General features: G+C 43.1%; 22 protein-coding genes and 1 pseudogene. 17 read left to right on the forward strand and 6 right to left on the reverse strand.

Annotated elements, in window-relative coordinates:
• Nucleotides 1-5 precede the first annotated feature (5 nt).
• The 8 genes from smc (at nucleotide 6) to ftn (ending at nucleotide 12,044) form a co-directional block, all read left to right on the forward strand.
• A complete protein-coding gene (gene smc / locus CDG61_RS04390; RefSeq protein ID WP_087551266.1) occupies nucleotides 6-3,455 on the forward strand; it encodes a chromosome segregation protein SMC in 3,450 nt (1,149 codons plus the stop codon).
• Nucleotides 3,456-4,556 carry a cell division protein ZipA C-terminal FtsZ-binding domain-containing protein gene (locus CDG61_RS04395; RefSeq protein ID WP_087551265.1) on the forward strand — a complete coding sequence of 367 codons (1,101 nt, stop codon included), beginning with the start codon at nucleotides 3,456-3,458 and terminating at the stop codon, nucleotides 4,554-4,556.
• A 94-nt stretch (nucleotides 4,557-4,650) separates the two neighbouring features.
• On the forward strand, nucleotides 4,651-6,681 hold the full coding sequence (gene ligA, locus CDG61_RS04400; protein ID WP_087551264.1) for an NAD-dependent DNA ligase LigA: 2,031 nt from the start codon (nucleotides 4,651-4,653) through the stop codon (nucleotides 6,679-6,681).
• Between the two features lie 189 nt (nucleotides 6,682-6,870).
• Complete coding sequence (locus tag CDG61_RS04405) at nucleotides 6,871-9,060, forward strand: TonB-dependent receptor (RefSeq protein WP_087551263.1); 2,190 nt, start codon at nucleotides 6,871-6,873, stop codon at nucleotides 9,058-9,060.
• A gap of 70 nt (nucleotides 9,061-9,130) precedes the next feature.
• Complete coding sequence (locus tag CDG61_RS04410; RefSeq protein ID WP_087513418.1) at nucleotides 9,131-9,418, forward strand: hypothetical protein; 288 nt, start codon at nucleotides 9,131-9,133, stop codon at nucleotides 9,416-9,418.
• Complete coding sequence (locus CDG61_RS04415; protein ID WP_087551262.1) at nucleotides 9,384-9,674, forward strand: hypothetical protein; 291 nt, start codon at nucleotides 9,384-9,386, stop codon at nucleotides 9,672-9,674. The genes CDG61_RS04410 and CDG61_RS04415 overlap by 35 nt, the downstream gene beginning before the upstream one ends.
• A gap of 6 nt (nucleotides 9,675-9,680) precedes the next feature.
• Nucleotides 9,681-11,309 (forward strand): PepSY-associated TM helix domain-containing protein, encoded by a 1,629-nt coding sequence (locus CDG61_RS04420; RefSeq protein ID WP_087551261.1) that lies wholly within the window; start codon nucleotides 9,681-9,683, stop codon nucleotides 11,307-11,309.
• A 270-nt stretch (nucleotides 11,310-11,579) separates the two neighbouring features.
• Nucleotides 11,580-12,044, forward strand: coding sequence for a heteropolymeric bacterioferritin subunit Ftn (ftn, locus tag CDG61_RS04425; protein WP_087551300.1), 465 nt, complete (start codon nucleotides 11,580-11,582; stop codon nucleotides 12,042-12,044).
• 94 nt (nucleotides 12,045-12,138) lie between these two features.
• Here the strand turns inward: ftn and CDG61_RS04430 are convergent, their stop codons facing one another.
• A complete protein-coding gene (locus CDG61_RS04430) occupies nucleotides 12,139-12,705 on the reverse strand; it encodes a peroxiredoxin (RefSeq protein WP_087551260.1) in 567 nt (188 codons plus the stop codon).
• Between the two features lie 519 nt (nucleotides 12,706-13,224).
• Between CDG61_RS04430 and CDG61_RS04435 the strand changes: the two genes are divergently transcribed.
• The 7 genes from CDG61_RS04435 (at nucleotide 13,225) to CDG61_RS04465 (ending at nucleotide 19,782) form a co-directional block, all read left to right on the forward strand.
• Nucleotides 13,225-13,953 (forward strand): hydrolase, encoded by a 729-nt coding sequence (locus tag CDG61_RS04435; protein ID WP_087551259.1) that lies wholly within the window; start codon nucleotides 13,225-13,227, stop codon nucleotides 13,951-13,953.
• Between the two features lie 200 nt (nucleotides 13,954-14,153).
• On the forward strand, nucleotides 14,154-15,476 hold the full coding sequence (gene bioA / locus CDG61_RS04440; RefSeq protein WP_171405571.1) for an adenosylmethionine--8-amino-7-oxononanoate transaminase: 1,323 nt from the start codon (nucleotides 14,154-14,156) through the stop codon (nucleotides 15,474-15,476).
• On the forward strand, nucleotides 15,473-16,633 hold the full coding sequence (locus CDG61_RS04445) for an 8-amino-7-oxononanoate synthase (protein WP_171405572.1): 1,161 nt from the start codon (nucleotides 15,473-15,475) through the stop codon (nucleotides 16,631-16,633). The genes bioA and CDG61_RS04445 overlap by 4 nt, the downstream gene beginning before the upstream one ends.
• Nucleotides 16,634-16,652: 19 nt before the next feature.
• Nucleotides 16,653-17,456 carry a malonyl-ACP O-methyltransferase BioC gene (gene bioC / locus CDG61_RS04450; protein ID WP_087551299.1) on the forward strand — a complete coding sequence of 268 codons (804 nt, stop codon included), beginning with the start codon at nucleotides 16,653-16,655 and terminating at the stop codon, nucleotides 17,454-17,456.
• Nucleotides 17,453-18,100 (forward strand): dethiobiotin synthase, encoded by a 648-nt coding sequence (bioD, locus tag CDG61_RS04455; protein ID WP_087551256.1) that lies wholly within the window; start codon nucleotides 17,453-17,455, stop codon nucleotides 18,098-18,100. The genes bioC and bioD overlap by 4 nt, the downstream gene beginning before the upstream one ends.
• Before the next feature lie 32 nt (nucleotides 18,101-18,132).
• Nucleotides 18,133-19,140, forward strand: coding sequence for a hypothetical protein (locus tag CDG61_RS04460; RefSeq protein WP_087551255.1), 1,008 nt, complete (start codon nucleotides 18,133-18,135; stop codon nucleotides 19,138-19,140).
• A 183-nt stretch (nucleotides 19,141-19,323) separates the two neighbouring features.
• Nucleotides 19,324-19,782, forward strand: a complete 459-nt coding sequence (locus CDG61_RS04465; RefSeq protein WP_087551254.1) for a nucleoside deaminase — start codon at nucleotides 19,324-19,326, stop codon at nucleotides 19,780-19,782.
• A 382-nt stretch (nucleotides 19,783-20,164) separates the two neighbouring features.
• Here CDG61_RS04465 and rluB read toward each other — a convergent pair.
• From rluB to CDG61_RS04480, 3 genes and pseudogenes are all read right to left on the reverse strand, one after another.
• Nucleotides 20,165-21,022 (reverse strand): annotated as a pseudogene (rluB, locus tag CDG61_RS04470) (23S rRNA pseudouridine(2605) synthase RluB); the annotation flags it as partial.
• A gap of 41 nt (nucleotides 21,023-21,063) precedes the next feature.
• Nucleotides 21,064-21,654: an SMC-Scp complex subunit ScpB gene (gene scpB / locus CDG61_RS04475; protein ID WP_087551252.1), complete on the reverse strand. Its 591-nt coding sequence runs from the start codon at nucleotides 21,652-21,654 to the stop codon at nucleotides 21,064-21,066.
• Nucleotides 21,651-22,445, reverse strand: a complete 795-nt coding sequence (locus tag CDG61_RS04480) for a segregation and condensation protein A (RefSeq protein WP_087513429.1) — start codon at nucleotides 22,443-22,445, stop codon at nucleotides 21,651-21,653. The genes scpB and CDG61_RS04480 overlap by 4 nt, the downstream gene beginning before the upstream one ends.
• 277 nt (nucleotides 22,446-22,722) lie before the next feature.
• Between CDG61_RS04480 and CDG61_RS04485 the strand changes: the two genes are divergently transcribed.
• Together CDG61_RS04485 and CDG61_RS17570 are read left to right on the forward strand one after the other, a co-directional pair.
• Nucleotides 22,723-23,460, forward strand: coding sequence for a GNAT family N-acetyltransferase (locus CDG61_RS04485; RefSeq protein WP_087551251.1), 738 nt, complete (start codon nucleotides 22,723-22,725; stop codon nucleotides 23,458-23,460).
• A gap of 194 nt (nucleotides 23,461-23,654) precedes the next feature.
• A complete protein-coding gene (locus CDG61_RS17570) occupies nucleotides 23,655-24,122 on the forward strand; it encodes a hypothetical protein (protein ID WP_205671797.1) in 468 nt (155 codons plus the stop codon).
• Nucleotides 24,123-24,178: 56 nt separating this feature from the next.
• On the opposite strand, the gene CDG61_RS04495 is transcribed toward CDG61_RS17570, so the two are convergent.
• Nucleotides 24,179-24,796 carry an L-threonylcarbamoyladenylate synthase gene (locus CDG61_RS04495; RefSeq protein ID WP_087513431.1) on the reverse strand — a complete coding sequence of 206 codons (618 nt, stop codon included), beginning with the start codon at nucleotides 24,794-24,796 and terminating at the stop codon, nucleotides 24,179-24,181.
• Between the two features lie 84 nt (nucleotides 24,797-24,880).
• Entirely contained in the window at nucleotides 24,881-25,543 is a 663-nt protein-coding gene (locus tag CDG61_RS04500) for an elongation factor P hydroxylase (RefSeq protein WP_087551250.1), read from the reverse strand.
• Nucleotides 25,544-25,569 lie beyond the last annotated feature (26 nt).

Below are 25,569 nucleotides of genomic sequence, written 5' to 3' on the forward strand. Positions count from 1 at the left end.
ACATTATGCGTTTAAGCAGCTTAAAACTTTCCGGCTTCAAATCTTTTGCCGACAGTACAACATTAAATTTCAGAGCAAACAGAACCGCTGTTGTGGGTCCGAATGGGTGTGGAAAATCAAATGTCATAGATGCCATTCGCTGGGTGATGGGGGAGTCAAGTGCCCGTCAGCTGCGTGGTGGCAGTATGCAGGACGTTATTTTCACAGGGACGGCAAAGCGTAAGGCTGTGGGTGTTGCCAGTGTGGAACTTCGGTTTGACAACACATATGGCAAACTCGGTGGGGCGTACAATGCTTATAATGAGCTGGCTGTACGCCGACAGGTGAACCGTGATGGCAAGTCTGAATATTTTTTAAATGGGACAAAGTGCCGTCGTCGGGATATTACCGATATTTTTCTGGGAACAGGTCTGGGGCCGCGCTCATACGCGATTATTGAACAGGGCATGATTAACCGCCTGGTGGATGCCAAGCCCGAAGAAATGCGGGTCTTTATTGAAGAAGCCGCAGGTGTATCCCGTTATCAGGCACGCCGCCGTGAAACGATGCAGCATCTTGAACATACCACTCAGAATCTGTCCCGACTGGATGATATTGCCTCAGAGCTGAAATCTCAGCTGAAAACCCTAAAAAGACAGTCCGAAACTGCCATTCAGTACCGTGAACTTGAAAAGCAGATCAGAACCATCAAAGTGGAAGTTCTGTCTTTTCAGTGCGAACAGAGCATGATGCTGCAACAGGAATATACTGTGCAGATGAATGAACTGGGCGAAACCTTTAAATTGGTCCGTTCCGAACTGAATACCCTTGAGCATGACCTGACAGCAACCAGTGAGCTGTTTCAGCGTCTGATTCAGCAGTCCACGCCTCTACAGAATGAATGGCAGCAGGCAGAAAAAAAACTGGCTGAACTGAAAGTCATGCTGGAACAGAAGCAGTCGCTTTTTCAGCAGAACACGACGACGCTTTCTCAGCTTGAAACACAGAAAACTCAGACCAAAGAGAAACTTCAGCTGCTTGAGCTGCAACTGGAAACGCTGCATGCCCAGAATGAAGAACTGACTGAACAGCTACAGGATCAGGAAAGTCAGAGTCAGCAGAAAGTACAGGGTTATTCTGATCTGAAAGCGCAGCAGGCGCAGGTGCAGCAGGAATTTGAACAGATCCGTGTGCAGGTGGAAAAACAGCAGCAGCAAAAACTGCAGATGCAGGCTCAGAGTGAACAGCTGGCAAAAAATATTGCACGGATTGAACAGCAGAAAGAGACCTTAAAACAGCAGGCTGTGCAGATTAAAAATCAGTTCCAGCAGGAAGAAACAGAACAGCTGGAACAGGATCGCTTACAGGCAGTACAACAGCTGGAACAGCTGGAGCAACGGATATTATCTGCTAAAGCTGAACTGGAGCAGTTACTGGAGACGCAGACAGCACAGAAAGCCTTGTGTGCAGAGCTGAAATCTGAAATTCAGGTACTCGAGTCTGAACAGAAAAATTTAAATCAGCTGATGATCAGGCATAGCCCTGCCACAACAGATCATGTGGAACTGATGCAGAAACTGCAGTTAAGCACAGATGCAAAAGCGCATGCTGAGCTGATTGAACGTCTGCTGTCTAAATGGCTTAAAGCACATATCGTTGAAGAACAAGCTGAATTTAAACCTGAAACAGCCAGACAGCTGAAAGAAACCGGTAACAGTTCAGTATTTTCACTCAATGGAATGAAAAGCCTTGCTGAGTGGATTGAAGAACCGAAGCATTCTTTATGGCAGCAGGTTACAGTTGCAGCAAGTCTTAAAGATGCTCTGGAATGTCAGTCGAAGTTACAGCCAGGACAGTCCATTCTGAGTCTGGATGGTTATCATGTCGGTTCTGACTGGGTGATTGGGCTGTTGTATGATGAAGACTCACAGGCAGGACAGGGGGCGCTCAGTCACCGTATCCGTCTGGAAGAAATTCAGGAAGTTTTGGCGCAGAAAGTGCCATCAGCTGAACTTGAAAACCAGAAACTGCCTGAAATACAGCTGAATATTACGGCTGTGCAGAAAGCCCTGCAGAGCAGTCAGGAACAGCAGAAACAGTTACAGAAATCAGTTCAGCATCTGGATGTTCAGCTTGCAAAAGCTCAGACAGTTGTTCAGGCATTTACCCTTCAGCAGCAGCAGCTTCAGAATCAGCTTCAACAGCTGGATGAACAGCTTGAAGAAGATGCAATGCAGAAAGATGATCTGGAAATTGATCTGCATTCACTGTCCTTAAAACTGGAACAGTTGCTGCCAGGCTACAAAACCATGCAGTTCCAGTCGGATGAACTCAGTGAACAGCTGGAAAGCTCTCATCAGCAGTCACAGCAGTCCGTACAGGAACTTGAGCTGATCCGCAGGCAGTCAGTACAGATTCGTCAGCAGATTGAACTGCTTGAAAAAGATGCCTCATTTCTGAAAGAACAGCAGCGCCAGACACAGGCTCAGATGGAGCAGGCTAAAAAGTTTGTAGATCCTGTTCAGCTGGAATTGCCAGCACTCGAAACACAGTTCACTGAACAGCTGACCCAGACTGAAAAACTGCAGAAAACCTGGGGCGAATGGCAGAATGAATTAAACAGTGTTCAGGAAAAACAGAAAACCCTGACAGAACAGCGTCATCTACAGCAACAGCGTGATGAAAAACTGCGGACTCAGCTGGAAGAAAAAAGATTATCCTGGCAGTCCGCAAAGTCTGATTTACAGCATTATTCAGATCAGCTCAAAGAAATGAATGCAGAAATGCAGACAGGGTTGAGTATTGAACTGACTTCACATCAGCAGAAACTCGAAAAATCACAGCAACAGTTTGAAAAACTGGGGGCTGTCAATCTGGCAGCATCAGAAGAATATGAAGATGTGTCCCGCCGTTTTGAAGAACTCAGCCATCAGATGGAAGATTTGCAGAAAACGGTTGATCAGTTGCAGGCAGCCATGAAGAGTATTGATCAGGAAACCCGCAAACTGTTCATGTCTACCTTTGATCAGGTCAATACTGAGTTGCAGGAACTGTTTCCAAAGGTATTTAATGGCGGTGAAGCCAGTTTAAGTCTTGAAGATGACTGGCAATCAGGTGTAAAACTGATGGCCAGACCACCGGGTAAGAAAAACAGTTCACTTGCTTTGCTTTCAGGTGGTGAAAAAGCCCTGACAGCACTGGCACTGGTCTTTGCAATATTCAGACTGAACCCGGCACCATTCTGTGTACTGGACGAAGTTGATGCACCACTTGATGATGCAAATGTAGGAAGATTTTGTAATTTGGTAAAAGAGCTGTCTGAACAGGTTCAATTCATTTACATTACACATAATAAGGTTGCAATGACCATGGCTACTGATCTGCTGGGGGTGACCATGCCTGAACCGGGAACTTCAAAACTGGTGGCAGTCAATCTGGAAGAAGCAAGAGAGTACAGTCTGGTCGCGGAGGCATAAATGGAAATTACTACGATTATTGGCATTGTTGTTGCCATTCTGATTATGTTCCTGGGGTTGCGGATGATACTGAAGAAGCCATCCGATGCAGCGCCTTCGCTTGACTCGGAACTTCATATCAATGAGGACTGTCAGAAACCGGTCATTCCAAGACATGTCCGTGATCAGTTACAGACAGATACAGCTGAAGCTGAACGGGTGGAACCTGTATTCAACACTGCTGATGTTCAGCTCAGTGAGGAAGATCAGAAACCTGAACCCAAGCCTGTAACATCTGAAACAGTTGCTGCAGTTGAAGATGCTTCAGTGTTAAAAGCAGAACTGAAAAACTCAGATGAATCTGATCTAACCTCACTTCAGAAAACCGAAGATGCAACAGTGCTATCTGAACCGGCATTGTCTGAAAATACAGCACCAAAAGAAGATTCAGCGGAGTCTGAAACTGAAACACAGGCTGTTGCATCACAGACAGAAACTGAACAGAGCATTTCTGAAACAGACCCGACAGTAACTGATACAGCTGAGAAAGAGTCTTCAGAATTCAGTCTGAATGAACATGTTGAAAAAGCTGAAATTACAGAATTTAATGATGAAAGCAGCATTCTGGATGCGCATCTTTATGAGCAGCGGATTGTGGATGAGGAAAGTGCCTTATCTACAGCAGAGGACTTCATTGCGCTGAATATGTATCCTGAAAGACGTGTACTGGCAGGGGACAAAGCGCTGAAAGTTCTGCTGAAATATGGTCTGCGTTTTGGTGAAATGGCGTGTTTTCACCGTTATAATGAAGACGGTACAAAATTACTGTTTTCTGTTCTGCAGATTACTGATGAAGGCGCGGCAGGTTTTGACCTGGAAAACCTGTCGACAGAGCAGGTTAAAGGACTGGCATTTTTCCTGGCATTGCCACATTCGGATGTTCAGAATGCATTTGATACCATGATCAGCATTTCAGGTCTGATTGCCCGTGAAATTGACGGTACGGTCTACGATCAGAACCATCTTGAATTTACGCCCCAGTTACGTGAACACTGGCGCCATCAGGCAATTGACTACCGCCATGGACAAAAAGACCGTTCAGGACAGAAAACAATTGCCTGAACAGGTTTGAAAGTAGAAGCAGCACTTTTATAATAGTATTCAGTAAAGATTTCAGGGGCGGAACTAACCGCCCTTTTTTAATGGTGAAATATATATGGAACAGAATCCTGTCATTCAACAGATGCGTCAGCTTATTCAGCTGCTGGCAAAGCATAATCATGCTTATTATGTGATGGATCAGCCTGAGATTGAAGACAGTGAATATGACCAGCTTTTTCATCAGTTAAAGGCACTGGAACAGCAGTATCCTGAACTGGTTCAGACTGACTCACCTGTCAGTCAGGTTGGGGGTAAACCTTTATCAAAATTTGAAAACATTACCCATACCGTACCGATGCTGTCACTTGGTAATGTATTCAATCAGGAAGAACTTTTTGCATTTGCCCGCCGTATTGAGGAACGCTTGCCTAACCAGAAGATTCAGTACGATGTCGAGCTGAAATTTGATGGACTGGCGATTTCGCTGTGGTATGAAAATGGTGTGCTGATTCGTGGTGTGACCCGTGGTGATGGTGAAACGGGTGAGGTTATTACTCAGAATGTGAAGACCATTCGTAATCTGCCTAAAGTCTTAAGCTCAGATCAAGTGGATGTACCACGCTTACTCGAAGTCCGCGGTGAAGTGCTGATGCCTAAGGCAGGTTTTGAGAAGCTGAATGCAGAAAATGAAGCCAAAGGTGAAAAGACCTTTGCCAATCCGCGAAATGCCGCAGCCGGCAGTCTGCGTCAGCTTGATCCGGCAGTTGCTGCGTCCCGTCCATTGGCATTTTATGCTTATGGTATTGCTCAGTGTGAACCGAATCATGGTTTGACATCCATGTCTGCCAGCCTGGAGTGGCTGACTCAGTTTGGTTTTGCTGTCGGAGAGCGTCATTTTGTCTGTGACTCCATCCAGGAGGTACAGGAAAAATATGAGCAGATCAACCGTGAACGCCCTGAGCTGCTGGTGGAAATTGATGGCATGGTCATCAAAGTGGATGACTTAAAGCAACAGCAACAGCTGGGTTTTTTAAGCAGGGAACCGCGCTGGGCAACGGCTTATAAATTCCCTGCAGTTGCAGCACTGACCACAGTGGAAAATATTGACTGGCAGGTAGGACGGACCGGAACAGTTACTCCTGTGGCACGTCTGAATCCGGTTGCAGTGGGGGGCGTTACAGTTTCCAATGTGACTTTGCATAACATTGGAGAAATTCATCGCCTGGATGTGCGTATTGGCGATACCGTCAGTGTCTATCGCAGTGGTGATGTGATTCCTAAAGTTGAAAAAGTCTGGCCTGAATTCCGTCCTGCAGATGCCGTCGAGGTTGAACTTCCTGCTCAGTGTCCTGTCTGCGCTTCGCCAGTCGTGATGCCTGAGGGAGAGGCACTGGCGCGCTGTTCGGGTGGACTGTACTGTGCTGCTCAACGGATTGAAGCGATTCGGCACTTTGTTTCCCGTAAAGCCATGGATATTGAAGGTCTGGGAGACCGCTGGGCTGAATCATTGCTGCACCTGGATTTACTTAAGGATGTTGCCGATATTTATCATCTGCATGAACATCGTGAACAACTGCTCAGCATTGAAAAAATGGGCGAAAAGTCAGTTCAGAACCTGATTGACTCCATTGAAGCGAGCAAAAAGACCACATTTGCTGCTTTTATTTATGCGCTGGGAATACGCGGTGTTGGTGAAACAACAGCACGTATGCTTGCCAATACCTTCCAGACGCTGGATGCCTTGCGCCATGCTGATCTGGAAGCTCTGAAAAAAACGCCGGATGTTGGAGATATTACAGCGGAGTGGATTATTGACTTTTTTCAGGCTGAACATAACCTGGAAGTTGTGGATCGTCTGATTGCTGCGGGCATTCACTGGGATGCACCGGTTGCGCCGACCCGTCAGCCTTTAAACGGTGAAAGCTGGGTGATTACAGGAACACTGGCAACAATGGGACGTGATGATGCGACTCAGATGTTGCAGGCTTTGGGGGCTCGGGTCAGTGGCAGTGTTTCAGCAAAAACGAAATGTGTTGTGGCTGGTGAAAAAGCCGGTTCAAAACTGGAAAAAGCTGAAAAACTCGGTATTCCTGTATTGAATGAACAGGAGTTTCTGGCATTGATGCAGGAATATGGACAGAACTGATTTTTTTTCAAATTTAAGTTTTATGGAAGCTCAGCAGGAATGCTGAGTTTTTTATTGGTATATTATTGAGAATAATAATCATTTGTAAAACAGATTAAACCTTAAAATAACATTAAAAAACACAATTATTAACAAAGATGATTATGTATACAATAATCATTCTCATTATTACTCGTAAATTATTCTGGTATGAAAGTATTCTCTAAAAAAATATTGGTGAGTTCTGTTGGGCTGATCATGATGGGTGGCTGTTTCAGTCAGATGATCTGGGCAGATGAGGGGCATGTACTGCCTGTAATTAAAACAAAAGCAGAGGCAGATCCGCAGGGTTTTGCAGATGGCAAACTGGCTGAGAAAACAAAACTGGGTATTCTTGGTGAGCGTAAAGTTGTCGATACACCTTATACAGTGACTGAATATACGAAAGAGCTGATTGAACAGCAGCAGGCGGCAACGGTTGGGCAGATCCTTAAAAATGATGCCAGTATCCGGATTACTTCCAATCAGGGACATTTAAACGAAAACTTTAAAATCCGTGGTTTTGATGTCAACCATGAAGACATGAATTACAACGGTTTTTATGGCATGGCACCTTATGGTCGTGTTCCGACGGAGTTTCTTGAAACAGTCACTGTCCTTAAAGGACCCAATGCCCTTGTAGCGGGTGTACCACCAACCGGCAGTGTAGGCGCGGTTGTGATTGCAAACTCTAAACGTGCAGACAAAGACCGTACCCAGGTTTCTGCCATGTATGAAGATGGTGGTTACTATAAATCGGGCTTTGACTTTTCACGTCGTTTTGGTGAAAGCAAAGAGTTCGGTGTCCGTGTAAATGGTGTCTATGGAGATGGTGAGCATATCATTGAGGGTATGGAAGACCGCCATGCTTCCGGTGCTCTTGCAGCGGATTACACCACAGATAAACTGAAAATCAATTTTGATTCCTACGCAATTCGTGAAGACCGTAAAGGTGGTTCACCGGCAATGATTGCAATGGGACCTGATGTAAAAAATAAGTATGGCAGTGTGGACCACATCCTGGCTGCACCAAAGGGTGGGTTGAACTATTTTCCTCATCTGAGCGGTAACACAGACAGTAAATTTGCAGGATTGTCAGGAGAGTATGCTTTTACACCTGACCTGAAAGCTTATGCAGGGGTGGGTTATGCAGAAAAAGAATATGCAGGACACCTGTTCGGAACGAGGATGATTGTTGGTAAGGAAGATGGTACAGCCACTTCACAGTATTACCGTGTCGGCGCAAATGAAAAAAATACGGCTGCCAATGCAGGGATTGAGTCTAAATTTAATACGGGGGTAGTCAAACATACGGTTGGACTGAGAACTGATTATTTAAAGCGCAAAGTAAACCAGCATGAAGGGCGTGGGGCTGCACAGGTTGATTTTGAGACCAATATCTACAACCCTTCAAGTCAGGGTAATATGCCGCTGACTAAACCAAATATTGTGCCGCTGGCGGACAATGAATATACCAGTTATAGCCTGACTGATCAGCTGTCTGTACTTGACGATAAACTTCAGCTGATTTTAGGTCTGCGTTATCAGGACATTGATACCCGCAACCTGGTCAATAAAACAAACTATAACGAAGATAAAGTATCACCAAGCCTGGGTATTGTTGTTAAACCATTTGGAGAAGACCTGTCCCTTTATGCCAGTTATGTTGAAGGTCTGACCGAAGGTTCAACAGTCAACAATGTCAATGATGTTAATGACAAGGTGACCTTTGCACCGTTTAAGACCAAGCAGTATGAGTTCGGTACGAAATATCAGAAAGGCAGCTGGTTAAATACTCTGGCTTTATATCAGATTGAAAAACCGGGTGTGATGACAGTCAGTATTCCTAAAGATGCCAATGGTAAAACACAGCAGACAACAGATGGTGTGGAAACCCGTTCACGTGGTGTCGAGTGGGCATTTTCAGGTAAAGTGCTGGAAGACCTCAGTCTGATGGGTGGTGTGGCGTATACCGACGCAGAGTACACCAAGGGTAAAGCGAAAATTTCAGGCAAGGATGAAGACGTTTCAGGTAAGAAAATTTATGGCGTACCTGAATGGACTGCGACACTGGGTCTGGATTATGCAGTTCCATTTGTGGATGGGCTGAGTGTAAATACCCGTGCCAGTTACGTGGGTGAACAGTACACAAATAACCGCAATACCCTGGAGCTGCCTGATTTCACCATCTGGGACTTAGGTGCCCGTTATAAGACAAAAGTGGGTGGGGTGAATACAACCTTCCTTGCCAATGTTGATAATGTCACCAATAAAAAATACTGGGAAGGTATTTTCAATCCTGACTACCTGGTTGTAGGTGGTGCACGTACCTATAAAGTCGGTGTTACTTTCGATTTCTGATGTTGATCAGCCCATTACCGTGTAATGGGCTTTTTCTGTTTTCAGCTGTATGTCTTGATGGAAAATCAACATGAAAATACTTGCTTTCCTGCTGGGTTTCACAGGGAGTCTGCTGATCTATCTCAGTCATCCCAATCAGCAGATATTCAGGCAGTTTCTGCCACGATCATACCGCTATACAGGTCTGATTTTTATTTTACTGGCGTTGCCAGTCTTTTTATTTGTACTGCCGAAACTTGTGGCAGTCTGCATGTGGCTCATGACTTTACTGGTGGCATGGTCATTTCTTCCCTTTATTCCTCTGTTCAAAAGGTATGTTCCTCATGAAAGCGCTGACTCAGCAAAAGATTCAACCTGACTGGTGGAGTAAAACCTTTGCAGGCGCATTACTGGGGCTGAGTTTTGCTTTTGCCTGTTCTGCTCTGATCACCATGTGGGGGCTGAACCATATTGAAAAGGGCTTTGCGCCTCAGCTTGGTATGTGGTCGATTCCCTGGATCTGGTTGCCTTTGTTTTTTGTGGCTTACTATATTCCACGTGGCTGGCAGGCGATTTTGATTTTTCTGCTGTTGAATGTGATTGCGTACAGCCTTGTGTTCTGGTTGAGGGGTTAAGTCTGTATGAAAGTCCGTACTGATATTCTTCGACTGTCCAAAGAGCTGCATACCTGGGTCGGCATCAGCGCAGGGATTCTTTTGTTTATCTGTTTTTTTGCAGGTGGGCTGAGCATGTTTCAGCATGACTTAAGTAAGTGGGCGACTCCTCCTCGGCAAAGCCTGAGCGCTGTACAGCAGAATCAGTACAATGAGCTGATTGAGCAGGTTCAGCAGAAGTATCCCGAAGCGAAGAAAAGTTTTCAGATTAATGTAAATTCCAGAGAGTTTTATAACGCACCAATCCAGTGGATTTCGGACAAAAAAGCTGAGAGGGATGATCATGATTTTGATCTGCATCAGAACAGTATGCTCGCGACACTGAATCCTGATGGTTCTTTACAGGTCAGGCAGGAGAATCTGTCCAAAGCTGGCTGGCTCATTGAGCAGTTGCATGAAACGGGTGGCGTACCTGGCATGCTCGGACACCACACCCTGGGTGTGTATGTCATGGGTGTGGTTGCTGTTCTGTATTTTCTTGCGATCATGACAGGGCTGATCGTGCTGTTGCCGACACTGGTGAAAGATTATTTTGCCATCCGTAAGGGTAAAAACAAGAAACGTTTCTGGCTGGATGCGCATAATGTTGTGGGAATCACCAGTTTACCTTTTCATATTCTGATCAGTGTTACGGTTATTGTTTTTGCATTTCATGACCTGTTTTATGATGGTATTGGACAACTGGTCAGTAAAGGTAAGCCGCTGTTTGAACGACCACCTGCGGCACAGATTGCAGAACCTGTCCCACAGCTGGATGTGGAAAAAATACTGGCAAAAATCCAGCAGCAGGCACCGGATTATGAGATTTCCTCCATTAGTTTTAATCACCTGGATCATCCTGAAAAAGCATCTGCAAGAGCCAGTCTGTACAGCCCTGATCAGATGTTAAGGGGTGACCGTTTTGATGTCATGATGTTCAATCCTTATCAGGAAAAGCCTTTCAGTACCCGTAACCTGAACACAGACAGTTCTGCTATGGATAAAGTCATCCGCTCCATGTTCAGTCTGCATTTTGGTAACTATGGTGGTGACATTACCCGATGGATGTATGTCATCCTGGGAATTGGTGGTGCATTTCTGTTTTATTCAGGCAATATTCTATGGATAGAGTCACGCATCAGAAGACAGAAAAATCCAAATCTACCTGTACCACAACAGCGCAAGGATGTCTGTTTTGTGGCGAGTCTGACCATCGGTGCCTGTCTGGGCTGTGTACTTGCAGTTTCTGTCAGTCTGTTGCTTGGACGCTGGGCTTATGTTTTTACGGCAAATCCTGGCAGTCTGAACCACTGGTTTATATACAGCTACTATGCGGTGTTTTTACTGGCTTTGTTTTACAGCTTCAGCATAGGTGCGGCACGTGCATTACCGCATTTACATCTGATGATTGCAGTGATCCTGCTACTGATTCCTTTAACATCGGTTGTGGCATTGATCATGCCTGATCTTGGGCTGTGGGCAACATCTTCTTTTCTGTGGTGGATTGATATTTTTGCCATTATTTTCGCAATGGCATTTATACGTTTTTATCAGCAGGCAAATACACGGATGAAACATGCAGAACCTGGTTCACTGTGGGCAGCAAAGCGTGATTAAGGCATTTTTAATTGAGCAAGGTGCGGTGAATAAGAAGCATTGTTAATAGTTACAAAAAGAATCAATCACAATTTTTGAGCCAGAATGCCTTTGCAGATTCAATCAGACTCTGCAAAGGTTTATTTTTTATATGGAAAATTGTTTATTAAAACTGCAAATGCGTATGTTTCTCATTTTAATTTTATAAAAATCATAAACTTACACATATTAAATTTTGCAAAACAGTCGAAAGTTGTCCATAATAATGCAAAAGGGTATGGAGTTTTTGAAATGCGTGGCAATCCAGAAGTCATAGACTATCTAAACATGTTGATCGGTGGCGAACTGGCTGCTCGTGATCAATACCTGATTCATTCCCGTATGTATGAAGACTGGGGTTTAGGCAAAATTTTCGAACGTATTGACCATGAAAGTCAGGAAGAAGCTTCTCATGCTGATGCGCTGATCCGCCGTGTACTGTTCCTTGAAGGTACGCCAAATATGGATCGTGATGATATCGAAGTCGGTACCGATGTTGTGACATGTCTGAAAGCTGACCTTGCACTTGAATATCATGTCCGTGACAAACTGGCAAAAGGTGTAAAACTTGCTGAAGAACATGGCGACTATGTGACCCGTGATATGCTTCGTCAGCAAATGTCGGATACTGAAGAAGATCATACATACTGGCTGGAAAAGCAGATGCGCTTGATTGAGTTGATTGGTCTACAGAACTATATTCAGTCTCAGATGTAAGATTCTTTCATCTGCTTATTTTCCTTGAGGAAAAAGTTAAGACGAGGTGAAAAAAGCCTTTAGGTGATCAATCTAAAGGCTTTTTTATGGATTATTATTTCGAAAACTTTTGAATATCTGCCAGAACCTGCCCTGCATGTGTCTGTGTATTTACACTGCTGTAGTGGTAGACAATTGTTCCCTGGGGATCAATCAGAAAAGTTTCTCTTTTTGCAATTTTAGCGATTCCTAAATTACGGATAATGCCAAACTGCTGTGCGAGTCGATGATTGTTATCTGCAAGGATTGGAAAATTCAGCCCTAATTTTTCAGAGAATTTTTGATGTGACTGGATATCATCCAGACTTACGCCTAAAACCACTGCATTATTTTTGATAAATTGTGGGTATAGACTTTTGAATTGATTGGCTTCCTGGGTGCAACCTGGTGAGTTATCTTTTGGGTAGAAATAGAGTACGACCCATTTGCCTTTGTACTGACTCAGTTCATGCCATTTTGCATTTTGATCCTGGAGTTTAAAGCCTGGTGCAGGTTTGCCCACCCATTGTTTCTGATCTGAATCTACTTTGGAAAAGACCGAGTTTTCAGCCTGGGCGAAATTGAACATGCCTAATGTAGAAATGGAAAGTAGACTCATACTTACGACTTTAACGAATTTCATCACAGGTTTTTCCTACATTTAAGCTGTTTTGATCTTAGCAAATTTTCTAATCTATTCGTGATGAAAAGAAACAAAAATCAATACCGAATGTAAAGTCTGCTAGAAGTATTAAATTTTAGGATAGTAAACATAATAATTAATTTAGTAACTGATGTTACGTATTTGAAAGAAGATGTCTTTTTAAAATTATTTTAAAGCTTGCTCGATGGAGTCTTACCTCAAACATTTAGATTTAAGGATTAGCCTTCCGCTGGACTTACTTTTCTTTCGGGAAAAGTAAGCAAAACCATTGTCATCCGTAAAACTCGTTAACATCCGTCAAATATTTCAACGCATCGCAGAAACATTAACTTGTTTATTTAGTCCTGCCTCAAACAGTTGCGGATGACGTTTTCGCATATCCATATTCTTCAGGGTTTAGAGTGTTGTTTTATATCACTGCGTAATGTCAATTAGTTATTTAAAATGCGTTGTCAGGTTTTATACTGTTTCTAATTTTAGAATATTTTCGAGTCTGCATTGAATCAAAAAATTTTACTCATTACAGGTTGGGGCGGTGGTACTAAACTACTCAGCGCCTTACAACAGGCTTTACAGAATCAGGGACATGAAGTTGAACTGATCAATATTTTCAATGCCTTGGACGATGCAGAATTACAACGCCAAACTGAAAAAGCTATAGCGTTTGATGTGATTATCGGATGGTCTTTGGGTGGGCAACTTGCCACTTTATTGGTTTATCAAATTTCCAAGCAATATCAGCAACAAAAAGTGTTGATCACATTAGCATCCAATCCTTGTTTTGTTGCCAATGATCAATGGCAAACGGCAATGCCACAAATGACATTCCAAAGTTTTAAACAATCCTTTGAAACTGATGCAATTGAGACCTTAAAGAAATTTGGCTATATGGTCTGCCAGGGTGTGGAAAGTACTAAAGCAGATTTTGTAAAGTTGCAAAGTTTGATTCAGGCGCAGAAAATAGAACTGTTACAGGATGGACTAAACCTGTTAGAGGGTTTAAATCTTGTTGATATTTTAAAAAGCTACGCAGGTCATCAGTACCATCTCTTTGGAAAGCAGGATTACTTAGTTAGTTACAAAGTCTTGGATAATCTTCAGAAATTAGATGCAAAGTTTTTGCAGGCTGAGCTAATCAGTGGCTCACATGGCTTACCTGTTTTCCAGGTTGACTTAGCAACTGACAAAATCTGCCAATATTTACAAAAAATAAAGCAAACATCCTGATAAGTGGTGCATCTCGCAATTTATTTATCATTCATGCAGGTTTAAGATTTAAAACGTTCAATTAAAACTTTCCATCTTTGCCGAATCCCTCTTTATTTTCCATGAGGGGAGAAAGAGATGTGAATGATGAAAAGTTTTAATCCTGTTGTGAGAGATAAAGGAAGTTAAGGATGACCGATTCAAATACTGAATCAAACCAAATGTTAGATGATTCGTTAAATGATCAACTCAGTGATCAGGCATTTGATCAACAACATATCTGGCATCCTTATACTTCTATGACTCATCCTTTGCCGACTTTTAAAGTAAAAAGGGCGCAAGGTGCAATCATCGAACTTGAAGATGGTCGTCAGTTGATTGATGGCATGTCGTCCTGGTGGTGCGCGATTCATGGCTATAATCATCCTGAACTGAATCAGGCAGTGACTGATCAACTGCAAAATATGTCGCATATCATGTTTGGTGGCTTTACCCATGATCCTGCGATTCAATTGGGTAAATTGTTACTTAAAATTACCCCACCAAGTTTGGATAAAATTTTCTATGCCGACTCAGGTTCTGTTGCTGTGGAAGTGGCACTGAAAATGGCAGTACAGTATTGGTCATCACTTGGAAAATTAGAAAAAACTAATTTTGTTACACCACGCTCGGGCTATCATGGCGATACATGGAATGCGATGTCGGTGTGTGATCCTGTTACAGGGATGCATCAGATTTTTGGTTCAAGTTTGCCGAATCGGATTTTTGTTCCTGCTCCGCAAACAGCTTTTGATGAAGAATGGAATCCATTAGACATTGCTGAACTTGAAAAAACTTTAGCAGAACAACACGAAAATATTGCCGCTTTAATCCTTGAACCAATTGTACAAGGTGCAGGGGGGATGCGTTTTTATCATCCTGAATATTTACGCCAAGCCAAATTGCTCTGTGAAAAATACAATATTCTGCTGATTTTCGATGAAATCGCCACAGGTTTTGGACGCACGGGCAAGCTTTTTGCATGGGAATGGGCAGGTGTAGAGCCTGACATTATGTGCATAGGCAAAGGTTTGACGGGCGGTTATATGACCTTATCTGCGACGCTGACCACAAAAAAAGTAGCGAAAACCATCAGTCAGGGCGAAGCTGGTGTGTTTATGCATGGTCCTACTTTTATGGCAAATCCCTTGGCATGTGCAGTGGCGGTACGAAGTACTGAACTGCTTATTTCACAGGATTGGCAAAGCAATATCCTGCGCATTGAACAGCAATTATCGAGTCATTTACAACCTTTGGCACAGCTCGAATTTGTCAATGATGTGCGTGTTTTGGGTGCAATAGGCGTGGTGGAATTGACCTTTAATGTCGATATGAAAACCCTGCAACAAGAGTTTGTGCGCCGTGGGATCTGGATTCGTCCATTTGGGAAACTGGTCTATGTGATGCCGCCTTATGTTATTTCCGAAAATGAATTAAAAATACTGTTGGAACAATTGGTTGAAGTCGTTAAAAATATGAAAAGTGATATGGAGAATGCATCGTGAGTCATTTACTGGAGCATTTTTCAGCACAACTGGATCAACTGAAACAGCAAGGTAATTTCCGTCAATTCACCACCAATATTCAGCATGATCGTTATATTCAAATCAATGATCGACGCATGTTGAATCTCGCATCGAATGACTATTTAGGTTTAAATTCTGATCTGCAATTGCGTGAACAGTTCTTTGATGAAACACCGAATGAGCAGCGCTGGATGAGTTCGACGTCTTCACGCTTACTCACAGGAAATTTTCCTGAATATGAACAGCTTGAGGCGAGTTTAAGTCAGGCTTTTTATGGTCGTGCTGCACTGTTATTTAACAGTGGTTATCACATGAATATTGGAATTTTACCTGCACTTGCGGACAGTAAAACTTTGATTCTTGCTGACAAACTGATTCACGCAAGTATGATTGATGGGATTCGTTTATCGACTGCAAAATATGTGCGTTATCGTCATAATGATTTGGCTCATCTGACGCAACTTTTACAGAAATATCATGATGATGAAGCCTTTGATCGCATCATTGTGGTGACTGAATCCATTTTCAGTATGGATGGTGATGAAACGGATTTAACTGAACTGGTTCGCATCAAAAAACAATTTTCCAAAGTCATGCTCTATGTCGATGAAGCACATGCGATTGGTGTACGTGGCGAGCAAGGTTTAGGCTGTGTAGAACAATATGGCGTGATCGATGAGATTGATCTTTTGGTTGGGACATTTGGTAAAGCCATTGCCTCAGTCGGTGGATATTTGATTTGTCATGCAATTATTCGGGATTATTTGATCAATGCCATGCGTCCATTGATCTTCAGTACAGCGCAACCACCGATCTGTATGGCATGGACACATTTTATTTTTCAGAAAGTGCTGAACTTAAATTCACAACGTCAGCATTTACAACAGCTCAGCACATACTTACAACAAGTTGTAATTAATCAGGGTTTTGACTGTCCTTCGAGTTCGCATATCGTCCCTGTGATTATCGGTGAATCTACCAAAACTGTGGTGAAAGCCAAAGCGTTGCAGGATGCAGGTTTTTACATCATGCCTGTGCGTCCACCGACAGTGCCACAAAACAGTTCACGATTACGCATTTCGCTCACTGCACAAATCAAGCAATCTGAGCTTGAGCAACTTGTGACATTGTTGTGAACTGATGATGAATATTGCAATGAAAAATCCACAAAGTATTGATAAAACGCAAGTGGCGTTACGCTTTGCACAAGCAGGGCAAAGCTATCCTGAACATGCAATTGTGCAACGCAAAATTGCACTGCAATTATTTGATTTAATAGCACAATATAGTCCTAAGCAGTTAAATCAGGTTTTTGAAATGGGGTGTGGTTCGGGTAATTTAAGTCATCTACTCATTGAAAATTTACAGATCAAGCATCTGATTTTGAATGATCTCTATTCAGAAGTTCAGCAACATTTTCATTCAGATCAGATCCAAGCGGTTCAAACTCAACAAAAGATGGAGTTCCTGATAGGTGATATTGAACAGTTGAACTTTCCTCAAAATAACGACCTGATTGCATCAAGTTCTGTTCTGCAATGGATGGGGGATTTGGAGGCTGTATTTGCCAAAGCACAACATAGTTTAAATCCTCAAGCCTTGTTATGTTTTTCAACTTTTGGTCAACAGAATTTACAGGAAATTAAGGCATTATCAGGGCAGGGTTTAGATTATTTAAGCCTTGAAAATATTCAGGAAAAATTGCAACAGAATGGTTTTGAAATTCTGCATATTTCCGAACAGATTGAAGCTTTAAATTTCGAACATCCAAAGCAAATCTTACAACATTTAAAAGCCACAGGTGTCACGGCAACGGCTTCCAACTTCCGTTGGACAAAGCAAAGTTTGCAGGATTTTTATTTGAATTATCAGCAGTTTTTAACACAGGATGAGTTAGGTGAAGCGTTCTATTCTTTGTCTTATCATCCGATTTATTGTATCGCGCGGAGAATGCCATGACAGGTTCAGTTTACTTTATCAGTGGAATCGACACAGGCATTGGCAAGACCTACACCACAGGCTATCTGGCAAAGTTATGGAATCAGCAAGGCAAAAAAACTATTACTCAAAAACTGATTCAAACGGGTAATGTAGATATTTCAGAAGACATTGAACAGCACCGTGAAATTATGGGTATGGGCTGGTTTCCTGAAGATGAAACGAAGCTGACCATGCCGGAGATTTTTAGCTATCCTGCATCACCACATCTGGCAACCAAAATTGATGGTCGTGAGATTGATTTTCAAAAAATAGAAAATGCGACTGCTCAACTTGCTGAAAAATATGAGGTTGTTTTACTTGAAGGTGCAGGTGGTTTGATGGTGCCGTTGACCACTGAACTACTTACAATTGATTATGTGGCAGAGAAAAAATTGCCCGTGATTCTCGTGACTTCAGGGCGTTTAGGCAGTATTAACCATACAATTTTGAGTCTGGAAGCACTGAAAAATCGTGGCTTAGAACTTTATGCATTGGCTTATAACTTAAAAGATCAATCTCAGGATGAACTGATTTCCAAAGATACTGCAGATTATTTAAAGACTTATCTGGCAAAACATTTTCCACACAGTTTATGGATGGATATTCCTGATATTTCTGTGTAACTTGGCTGTTAAAAGAACAGAAGTTAGCTGAAATGCCTAGAATTTATTATAAATCTGAACAGCTTGCAGGGCAGGCATTGGATCAGAAGATTTTGAGTTCATCTGAGTTTGATGAAATTTTCACTCAGGCTGAACATCGACTTTATGAGTTTTCCTCACCTGAATCAGGTTTTTTTCAGCGACTGTTTTGGAAAGACAATGCCTGCTTTCGCTATGTGCAACTTTCTAAGGATGGTATTCCCTATACCACACAGGAGGGCAGTTTTTTTCTACCTGTTTCACTGATTTTTTATAATGTGGATGATGCCAGTTTTCCTACACTATTTTATTTTATCGCGAAACTGGGTGATCAGCTTGAACTTCGCCAGTGTCGTGCAGGTCAAGGTGTGCAATGGTTTCAGATTCCTGATTTACATGAAGAAGTGACTGATCAGAAAATCATTCATAAAGTTAAAAACAGCCTGAGTGCTTTAAAGGAAAAAACCGCCATTGAGTTTGCAAATCGTCCTTTGCCTGCGCAGTCAGAGCTTGAGGCAGATTCTGATGAATGTTCTGAAGAATATCCTGAACTGGATGAATATCTGAAACAGGCGTATGCGCAACTGGCTGAGATCTGTCTGAAACAGCATCCCCGTAAAAGTGTTGCACTTGATTATATTCATCAGATGAAAAATACAGATGATGATTTTTTCAGCAGTATCGGGCAGTTGATGGATGATTTATGGCAGGAAAATATCCGTTTATTTGTGTCTATAGACTGGAAGCAGGAAGTGACAGATCTGGAGTGGCATTTGCAAAGTATGCTCAAGGATAACTGGCAACAGGAATTAACATTGCCTGATCTTGCACTATTGGGTGATGATGCCGTGGTTTCTGAGGATGGTGTTTTTGAACAATATCATGAAGTCTTGTTGAAACAGGGTTTAAAGCTGGGTTTTGTGGATATGGATTCTGACAGTTATGTATTTATGCTGCATCCTGTAGACGAAACAGAAGCAGTGAAAAAGGCTGTGGAAACGATAGGTTATCGTTATCTGTAGCTGAGCATTGTTTCAGTCAGTCGAACAGCTAGAGTGTTTAGTTAATAGATGTTTAATTGCACGGTGTTCAATTGTCAGTATTTGAGTCATTCTGCTGAACAGTGATGCTCATTTCAGCGCGGCTTTGTGTTTTAATTCTGAGAATAGTCAAGGTTTTGAACATATGGGTTCGATAGGTATTTTATGAATGATCAGAAATTTTTACAGCAGGCAGTTGAACTGGCACTGAGCAATGTTGAACAGGGCGGTCGTCCTTTTGGTGCAGTGATTGTGAAAAATGCTGAAGTGATCAGTACAGGTGTCAATCAGATACTTACCACAGGTGATCCAACCTCACATGCGGAACTTAATGCATTGCGTCAGGCAGCGCAAAATTTAAAAAACACTTCGCTGAAAGATTGTGTGGTCTATGCAAGTGGGCAGCCTTGTCCGATGTGTCTGGCGGCACTGCGTATGGCGGGTGTGGAAAAAATTGTCTATGCCTATTCCAATGCAGATGCTGAACCTTTTGGATTATCTACAGCGAAAATTGCAGAAAGTTTAAGAGCAGAGCCACATGATCAGACAGGTTTAAGTTTTATTCAGCTCCAGCCTGAGCAGGAAACTGCGCTGTATCCGCTCTGGAAAGCAAAACAGTCTTAGTGAAGTGGAATCAGTTCCATTATGGATACAAAAAAGCCACTGTTTTCAGTGGCTTTTTTTATTCAGGTTTTAATTAAAACTTTTTAAAACCTTTATGAATTACAACCGGTTTACGTTTTTCAGGCTGTTCGCCACGTTCCTGGTTGTCATAACCGCGGTTGTTGCGATCTGCATTGAAACGGTTTGCAGGACGCTCAGAGCGTTCGCTGTTAAAACGGTTGCCATTGCTGCGATCATTGCGTTCAAAACGGTTTCCGCCACGGGTATCACTTTGTTCCTGACGGGGAGCACGGTTGTTGAAGCGGTTATCGTTATTGCGGTTGTCAAAACGGTTGTTGTCACCCATTGCACGATAGTTACGCTGTTGTTGCTCTTCCGAGTGCTGTTCACCTTCGTCACGACGCTGCTGGCGCAGATAACCGCCACGACGTGCAGCCATTGGTTTTTCCTGCATGCGGTCATTACGGCGTTTAGCCATACCGAACAGACCTGTACCCTGACGTGGTTTTAACTCTACAGCTTTTGCCAGGTTGTCGATGTCATTTTTGTCCAGTTCCATCCAGCGACCTGTACGCAGCTCACGTGGCAGAATGACTGTACCATAGCGTGTACGTAACAGACGGCTGACTTTCAGACCCTGTGATTCAAAGATACGGCGTACTTCACGGTTACGACCTTCTTTAACCACAACCTGATACCAGCGGTTGATACCTTCACCGCCAATTTCAGTAAATGATTCAAATTTTGCAGGACCGTCATCCAGTACAACGCCATTGGTCATGTTGTTGCGTAACTGAGGTGTCACTTCACCCATGACACGAACAGCATATTCACGTTCGATTTCATTGGATGGGTGCATCAGACGGTTCGCCAGTTCGCCATCATTTGTGAACAGCAACAGACCTGTAGAGTTGATATCCAGGCGACCCACCATAACCCAGCGGTCATTGGCAATCGTTGGTAAATTATCAAATACAGTCGGGCGTGATTCAGGATCATTGCGTGAGCAGATTTCACCTTCAGGTTTATAGTAAATCAGTACGCGACGGCGGATTTCATCTTCAATCTGAAACTGAACTTTACGACCATCAATGCGAAGCTCATCTGTTGGCTCAATACGTTCACCTACCTGAGCAACCTGCCCATTAACACTGACACGACCAGCAGCAATGACTTCCTCCATATAACGGCGGGAGCCTAAGCCAACTCGTGCGAGTACTTTTTGCAATTTTTCACTCATGACAGCATAACCTTAGAAATTATCATCGACAGTTCACCTGTTCACGACTTTGATGCTAAAGCATCAAGCGCCATGAAAGCTTCCTTGGCATCCTGCAGGGGAGGCAACTGGCCTAAATCAGATAGACCAAATGCATTTAAAAAGTGGGGCGTTGTAACCAGTAACGCGGGTCTTCCAGGGAGCTCCCTGAAGCCGGATTCCTTAATCCAGTTCCAGTCAAACAATGTGCGTAACATCTGGCTGTTGTTTGAAACTCCACGAATCTGTTCAATATCAGCTCTGGTCACGGGCTGATGATAAGCAACAACGGAAAGTATTTCGAGCAGTGACGGCGAAAGTCGTACAGGACGTTCAGGCCAGGTCTGTGCAATAATATTCCGGTATTTCGCACGGACCTGAAAACGGTATCCCTGAGCAGTTTCAACCAGCTCAATGGAACGACCATGCTGAAGTACAGAAAGCTGCTGTAGATAAGCACGCAGTTCTGTTTTGGAAAACTTATCCTGAAATGCTTCTTTCAGGCGGGCAATGGATACAGGCGCATCACTTGCAAAAATGATGGCTTCAAGCTGCATCAGGGTTTCATGGCGGATTTCACCATCAGTCACTGATGTGAACTGTGTTTCATTCATGCTTGAGCTCCCTGAATTGCAAGCGGAGCTTCCACGCCAGATGCAACAATACTGATTTTCTGCTGGCGGGTCAGTTCAAGTACGGCCATAAAGGTGACGACCATGCCCATACGACCCTGCGATGGTTTCAGTAACTGTTCAAAGTTCAGAATTTCACCAGACTGTACCATATTTTCAATATAGGCAATACGCTCTTCGAGCAGTACAGGTTCCTGCAGAATCTGGTGGATAACCGGTTCTGGACGGTTAAAGACACATAACAGTGCATCCCGCAATAAATCTGCGGAGTAGCCATCATTGGTCTGTGCAATATAGCCTAAGCCAACATTGGTTTCAAAGGTATCCCGATCAAGAACACTCATCTGTCCAAGCCGTTCAGCTGCCTGTTTAATCCGAAGATACGTTTCCAGACGGTCAATCAGCTCCTGTTTAGGATCTTTTTCAGTTGCACTGATACTTGGTGGTTTTGGCAGTAACAGGCGGGATTTCAGATCGGCAAGCAGGGCTGCCATCACCATATAATCTGCGGTCAGCTCTATATTCAGTGATTTCATAGCATCCATATAGGACAGATATTGCGACGCAATTGGGGCAATATCGACCTGGAGCAGATTAAAACCGTTTTTCTGAATCAGATAAATAAGAAAGTCGAGTGGTCCTTCAAAATGTTCAAGCAGAATTTCGAAAGCAGCAGGTGGAATATACAGATCTTCAGGAAGTGCTTCCTGCCATTCATCCATAACACGGATGTGCGGAACAGGTTCCATGGTGTTATGGATTGATTGATTCATTACAGTTATGAGCCACGCGAATTTTCAAAGGCATGAAGTACTGTCTGAGAGCTTTCAGAGAAAATGTCTGAAATTTACAGATCATGTACATAAAATGGATTAGGCTTAGTTTAAATGAAAAATGATTTTGAATAAATTACCAGAAGCACGAAATCACGAAAAAACCTGAAAATAAATAGGGAATATTTTCCTGTGTGATGACAGTTCAGCTGAAAACTTGATGATTTACCACCGCTTAATGCTGTTTTGATTAAATATTGTTCAATTGTAAAATATCATGAGAAATTATCTTAAAACTGAACTGAATGATCTGGGACAGACCGTGGGTCAGAAACTTCAGTTCACTCAGCCTGTTCAGTATGAAGCAACAGTACTTGTAGGTGATACGGTTCGTTTACTGCCTTTAAATCCGACTGTACTGAATGAGCAAAATATTCAGGCTCTGTGGGCAGCTGTATGCGCTGAACCTGATCCGTCCTGCTGGACCTATCTGCCTTATGACGCTTTTCTGAGTGAAGCCGAGTTGATGCAAACCCTGGCACAGCATTTTAATTTTCCGGGCTCCGTTCATTATCTGGTTGAAGTGAACGGGAGGTGCTGTGGGTGGATTGCACTGCTGAATATCCGCAAGGACAGTCAGGCACTGGAAATTGGTAATGTCTATTTTTCTCAGAAAATGAAACGTTCCAGGGCATCAACTGAAGTGCTGTATCTGTTGTTACAGTCCTGTTTTCAGCAGGGTTTCCGTCGGGTGGAGTGGAAATGTGACAACCTGAATGAACCCTCTAAACGGGCAGCACTCAGGTTTGGATTTCAGTATGAAGGGCTGTTCAGGCAGGACAGGATCAGCAAAGGTCGCAACAGAAATACCGCCTGGTTTTCCATGCTGGATGATGAGTGGCGTATTTTACAGACAGCTTATCAGAGCTGGTTAAAACCGGATAATTTTGATGAAAATGGTCTGCAGAAATCAACACTTGATGCTTTTGCAGCGCAGCTTATTTCTACCCTTTAAGCCTGTATAGCGTTGTATGCATAATAGCGAAATATGGTTTCTGGATATTTTTTTATATGATTTAAATGATCAGGTTAAGAGTTTTTTAAACGGTATTTTATTAATTAATTATTTGATAAATATTATTTAATTTTTTTTTAAGATTTTGAATATGATATCCGGAACTGTTCTGAATAAAACTGAAGGATACTGGGGTGAATATAAAATTTGTTGTGGTGGGGCTTCTGATTATTGCTGGATTATTCTGGGGAAATGAGCGCTACTGGGAGCATACATTTAAGGAACAGGCACGTTCGGGTCTGAAAAGCATCAAAATGACGGATGCAATGCGAGCGCAGATCAGCGCATCGGGATACCGTATTGAGGGTGATATTCTGAATCAGTATCCGATGATTGTGACATTTATGCATTTAAAGGACTATGAGAAAGAGAGCCTGCCTGCTGAAATGAAAGAGCAGATGTCTACAATTGGCTGTGAAATGGTTGAACGGCTGAAAGGTGAAGAGGCTGACTTTATTAAGGCGCATCTGAGCGTATTTAAAGAAGATCGTGTTACTGTGTCTTATATTGTTCAGAACTCAGCTAAAAAAGAAATTCACAAAGTCAGTCAGGTACTGGCAGACTGTGAAAATTATAAACATCTGGAAGGACTGTATCTTTAGTTTTCAGTCAAAGACCAGTCCCACAGATTCAGAGGCGGCACAGCGCATGTCAGTGCTTATTCAAAAGCACTGACATCGCCTACACCACGACGGACAACAACAGGATTGTCACCGGATAAATCCACAATACTGGTGGTGCTTAAAGTCCCGAGTCCACTGTCAATAAACACATCAATACGCTTTTCCAGCTGCTGTTCAATGTCATATGGGTCATCCAGTGGTGTGTCCTGCCCAGGCAGAATCAGTGTACTGGTCAACAGAGGTTCGCCCAGTTCTTTGAGCAGCAGCTGGCAGACGGTATTTCCAGGAACACGTAAACCAATGGTTTTCTTTTTGGGGTGCATCAGACGGCGGGGAACTTCACTTGTAGCCGGAAGAATATAAGTGGTTACAGCGGGTGTATTGGCTTTGAGTAAGCGGTACATGGCATTGTCCACTTTGGCATAGGTGGCAATATCCGATAAATCTGCACAAATAATTGCGTACTGATGTTTTGCACTTAAACCACGGATCTGAGCAATCCGTTCCATTGCATTTTTATTTCCAATCTGGCAGCCAATGGCATAAGCGGCATCTGTTGGATAAACAACAACATCACCAGCACGGATACGTTCCACAGCCTGGCTGATCAGGCGGGGTTGTGGGTTCTCAGGATGTATTCTTAAATGAAGCATAGTCTTTCTCCTGATACAGATTGTTCTGATTATCCTGTGAGTGTACAACCATACTTTTGGGTTATACAGGTCTTTTTGTGTAAATTAATCAAGTATTTCACGTTTAAATTCATTCAGCTGTAATGGTTTTCCCTGACGGATGCAGGCACAGATACAGTGAATAAAATGGGCAGCATCGCGGGGCAGTACTGCCTCACCAGAGAAATAACGCTGAACCTGTGCAAAAACATGGTCTTTAAACGCAGAACCATCACCCCCTTCACCCGTGAGATTATCCAGTGAAACGCGGAACTTCCGTCCAAAAGCAACGGCAAACAGCCATTCAATCGCCTGAGGTTTAATTTCCACCTGTTCAAAAAGCGCCTGCTGTTCCGCTGTACGTCCATCGGGTGCGTACCAGTAGCCGAGGTCTGGCAGTAACCGTCTTTGCTCACCTGCAATGGTCCAGTGGCTGATTTCATGCAGTGCGCTGTTAAAAAAACCATGAGCAAACTGAATGCGTGCCGGTTCAGCAGAGGTCGCAGGAAAGTACTCAGGTTCAAAGTCTCCGCGCACAAGGATCACATTTAAGTGGGAAAACCAGTGATTAAAGTGTAAGATGAGCCAGTCAACCTGCTGTGTTTCTGACCATGCAGTCATCCATTCCATGCGTTGCAGCTGAAATGGAGCAGCGTCAGAATCAGTGGTTGAAAGTGTGCGAATAAGTGATGAAACATTCACTTCTGTTTGCGGCTGCAACAGATGCATGACTGAGTTACCCAATAGGTCTGTCT

It is taken from the genome of Acinetobacter sp. WCHAc010052 (genome assembly GCF_002165295.2).
In the GTDB taxonomy this organism is placed as follows: Bacteria; Pseudomonadota; Gammaproteobacteria; order Pseudomonadales; family Moraxellaceae; genus Acinetobacter; species Acinetobacter chinensis.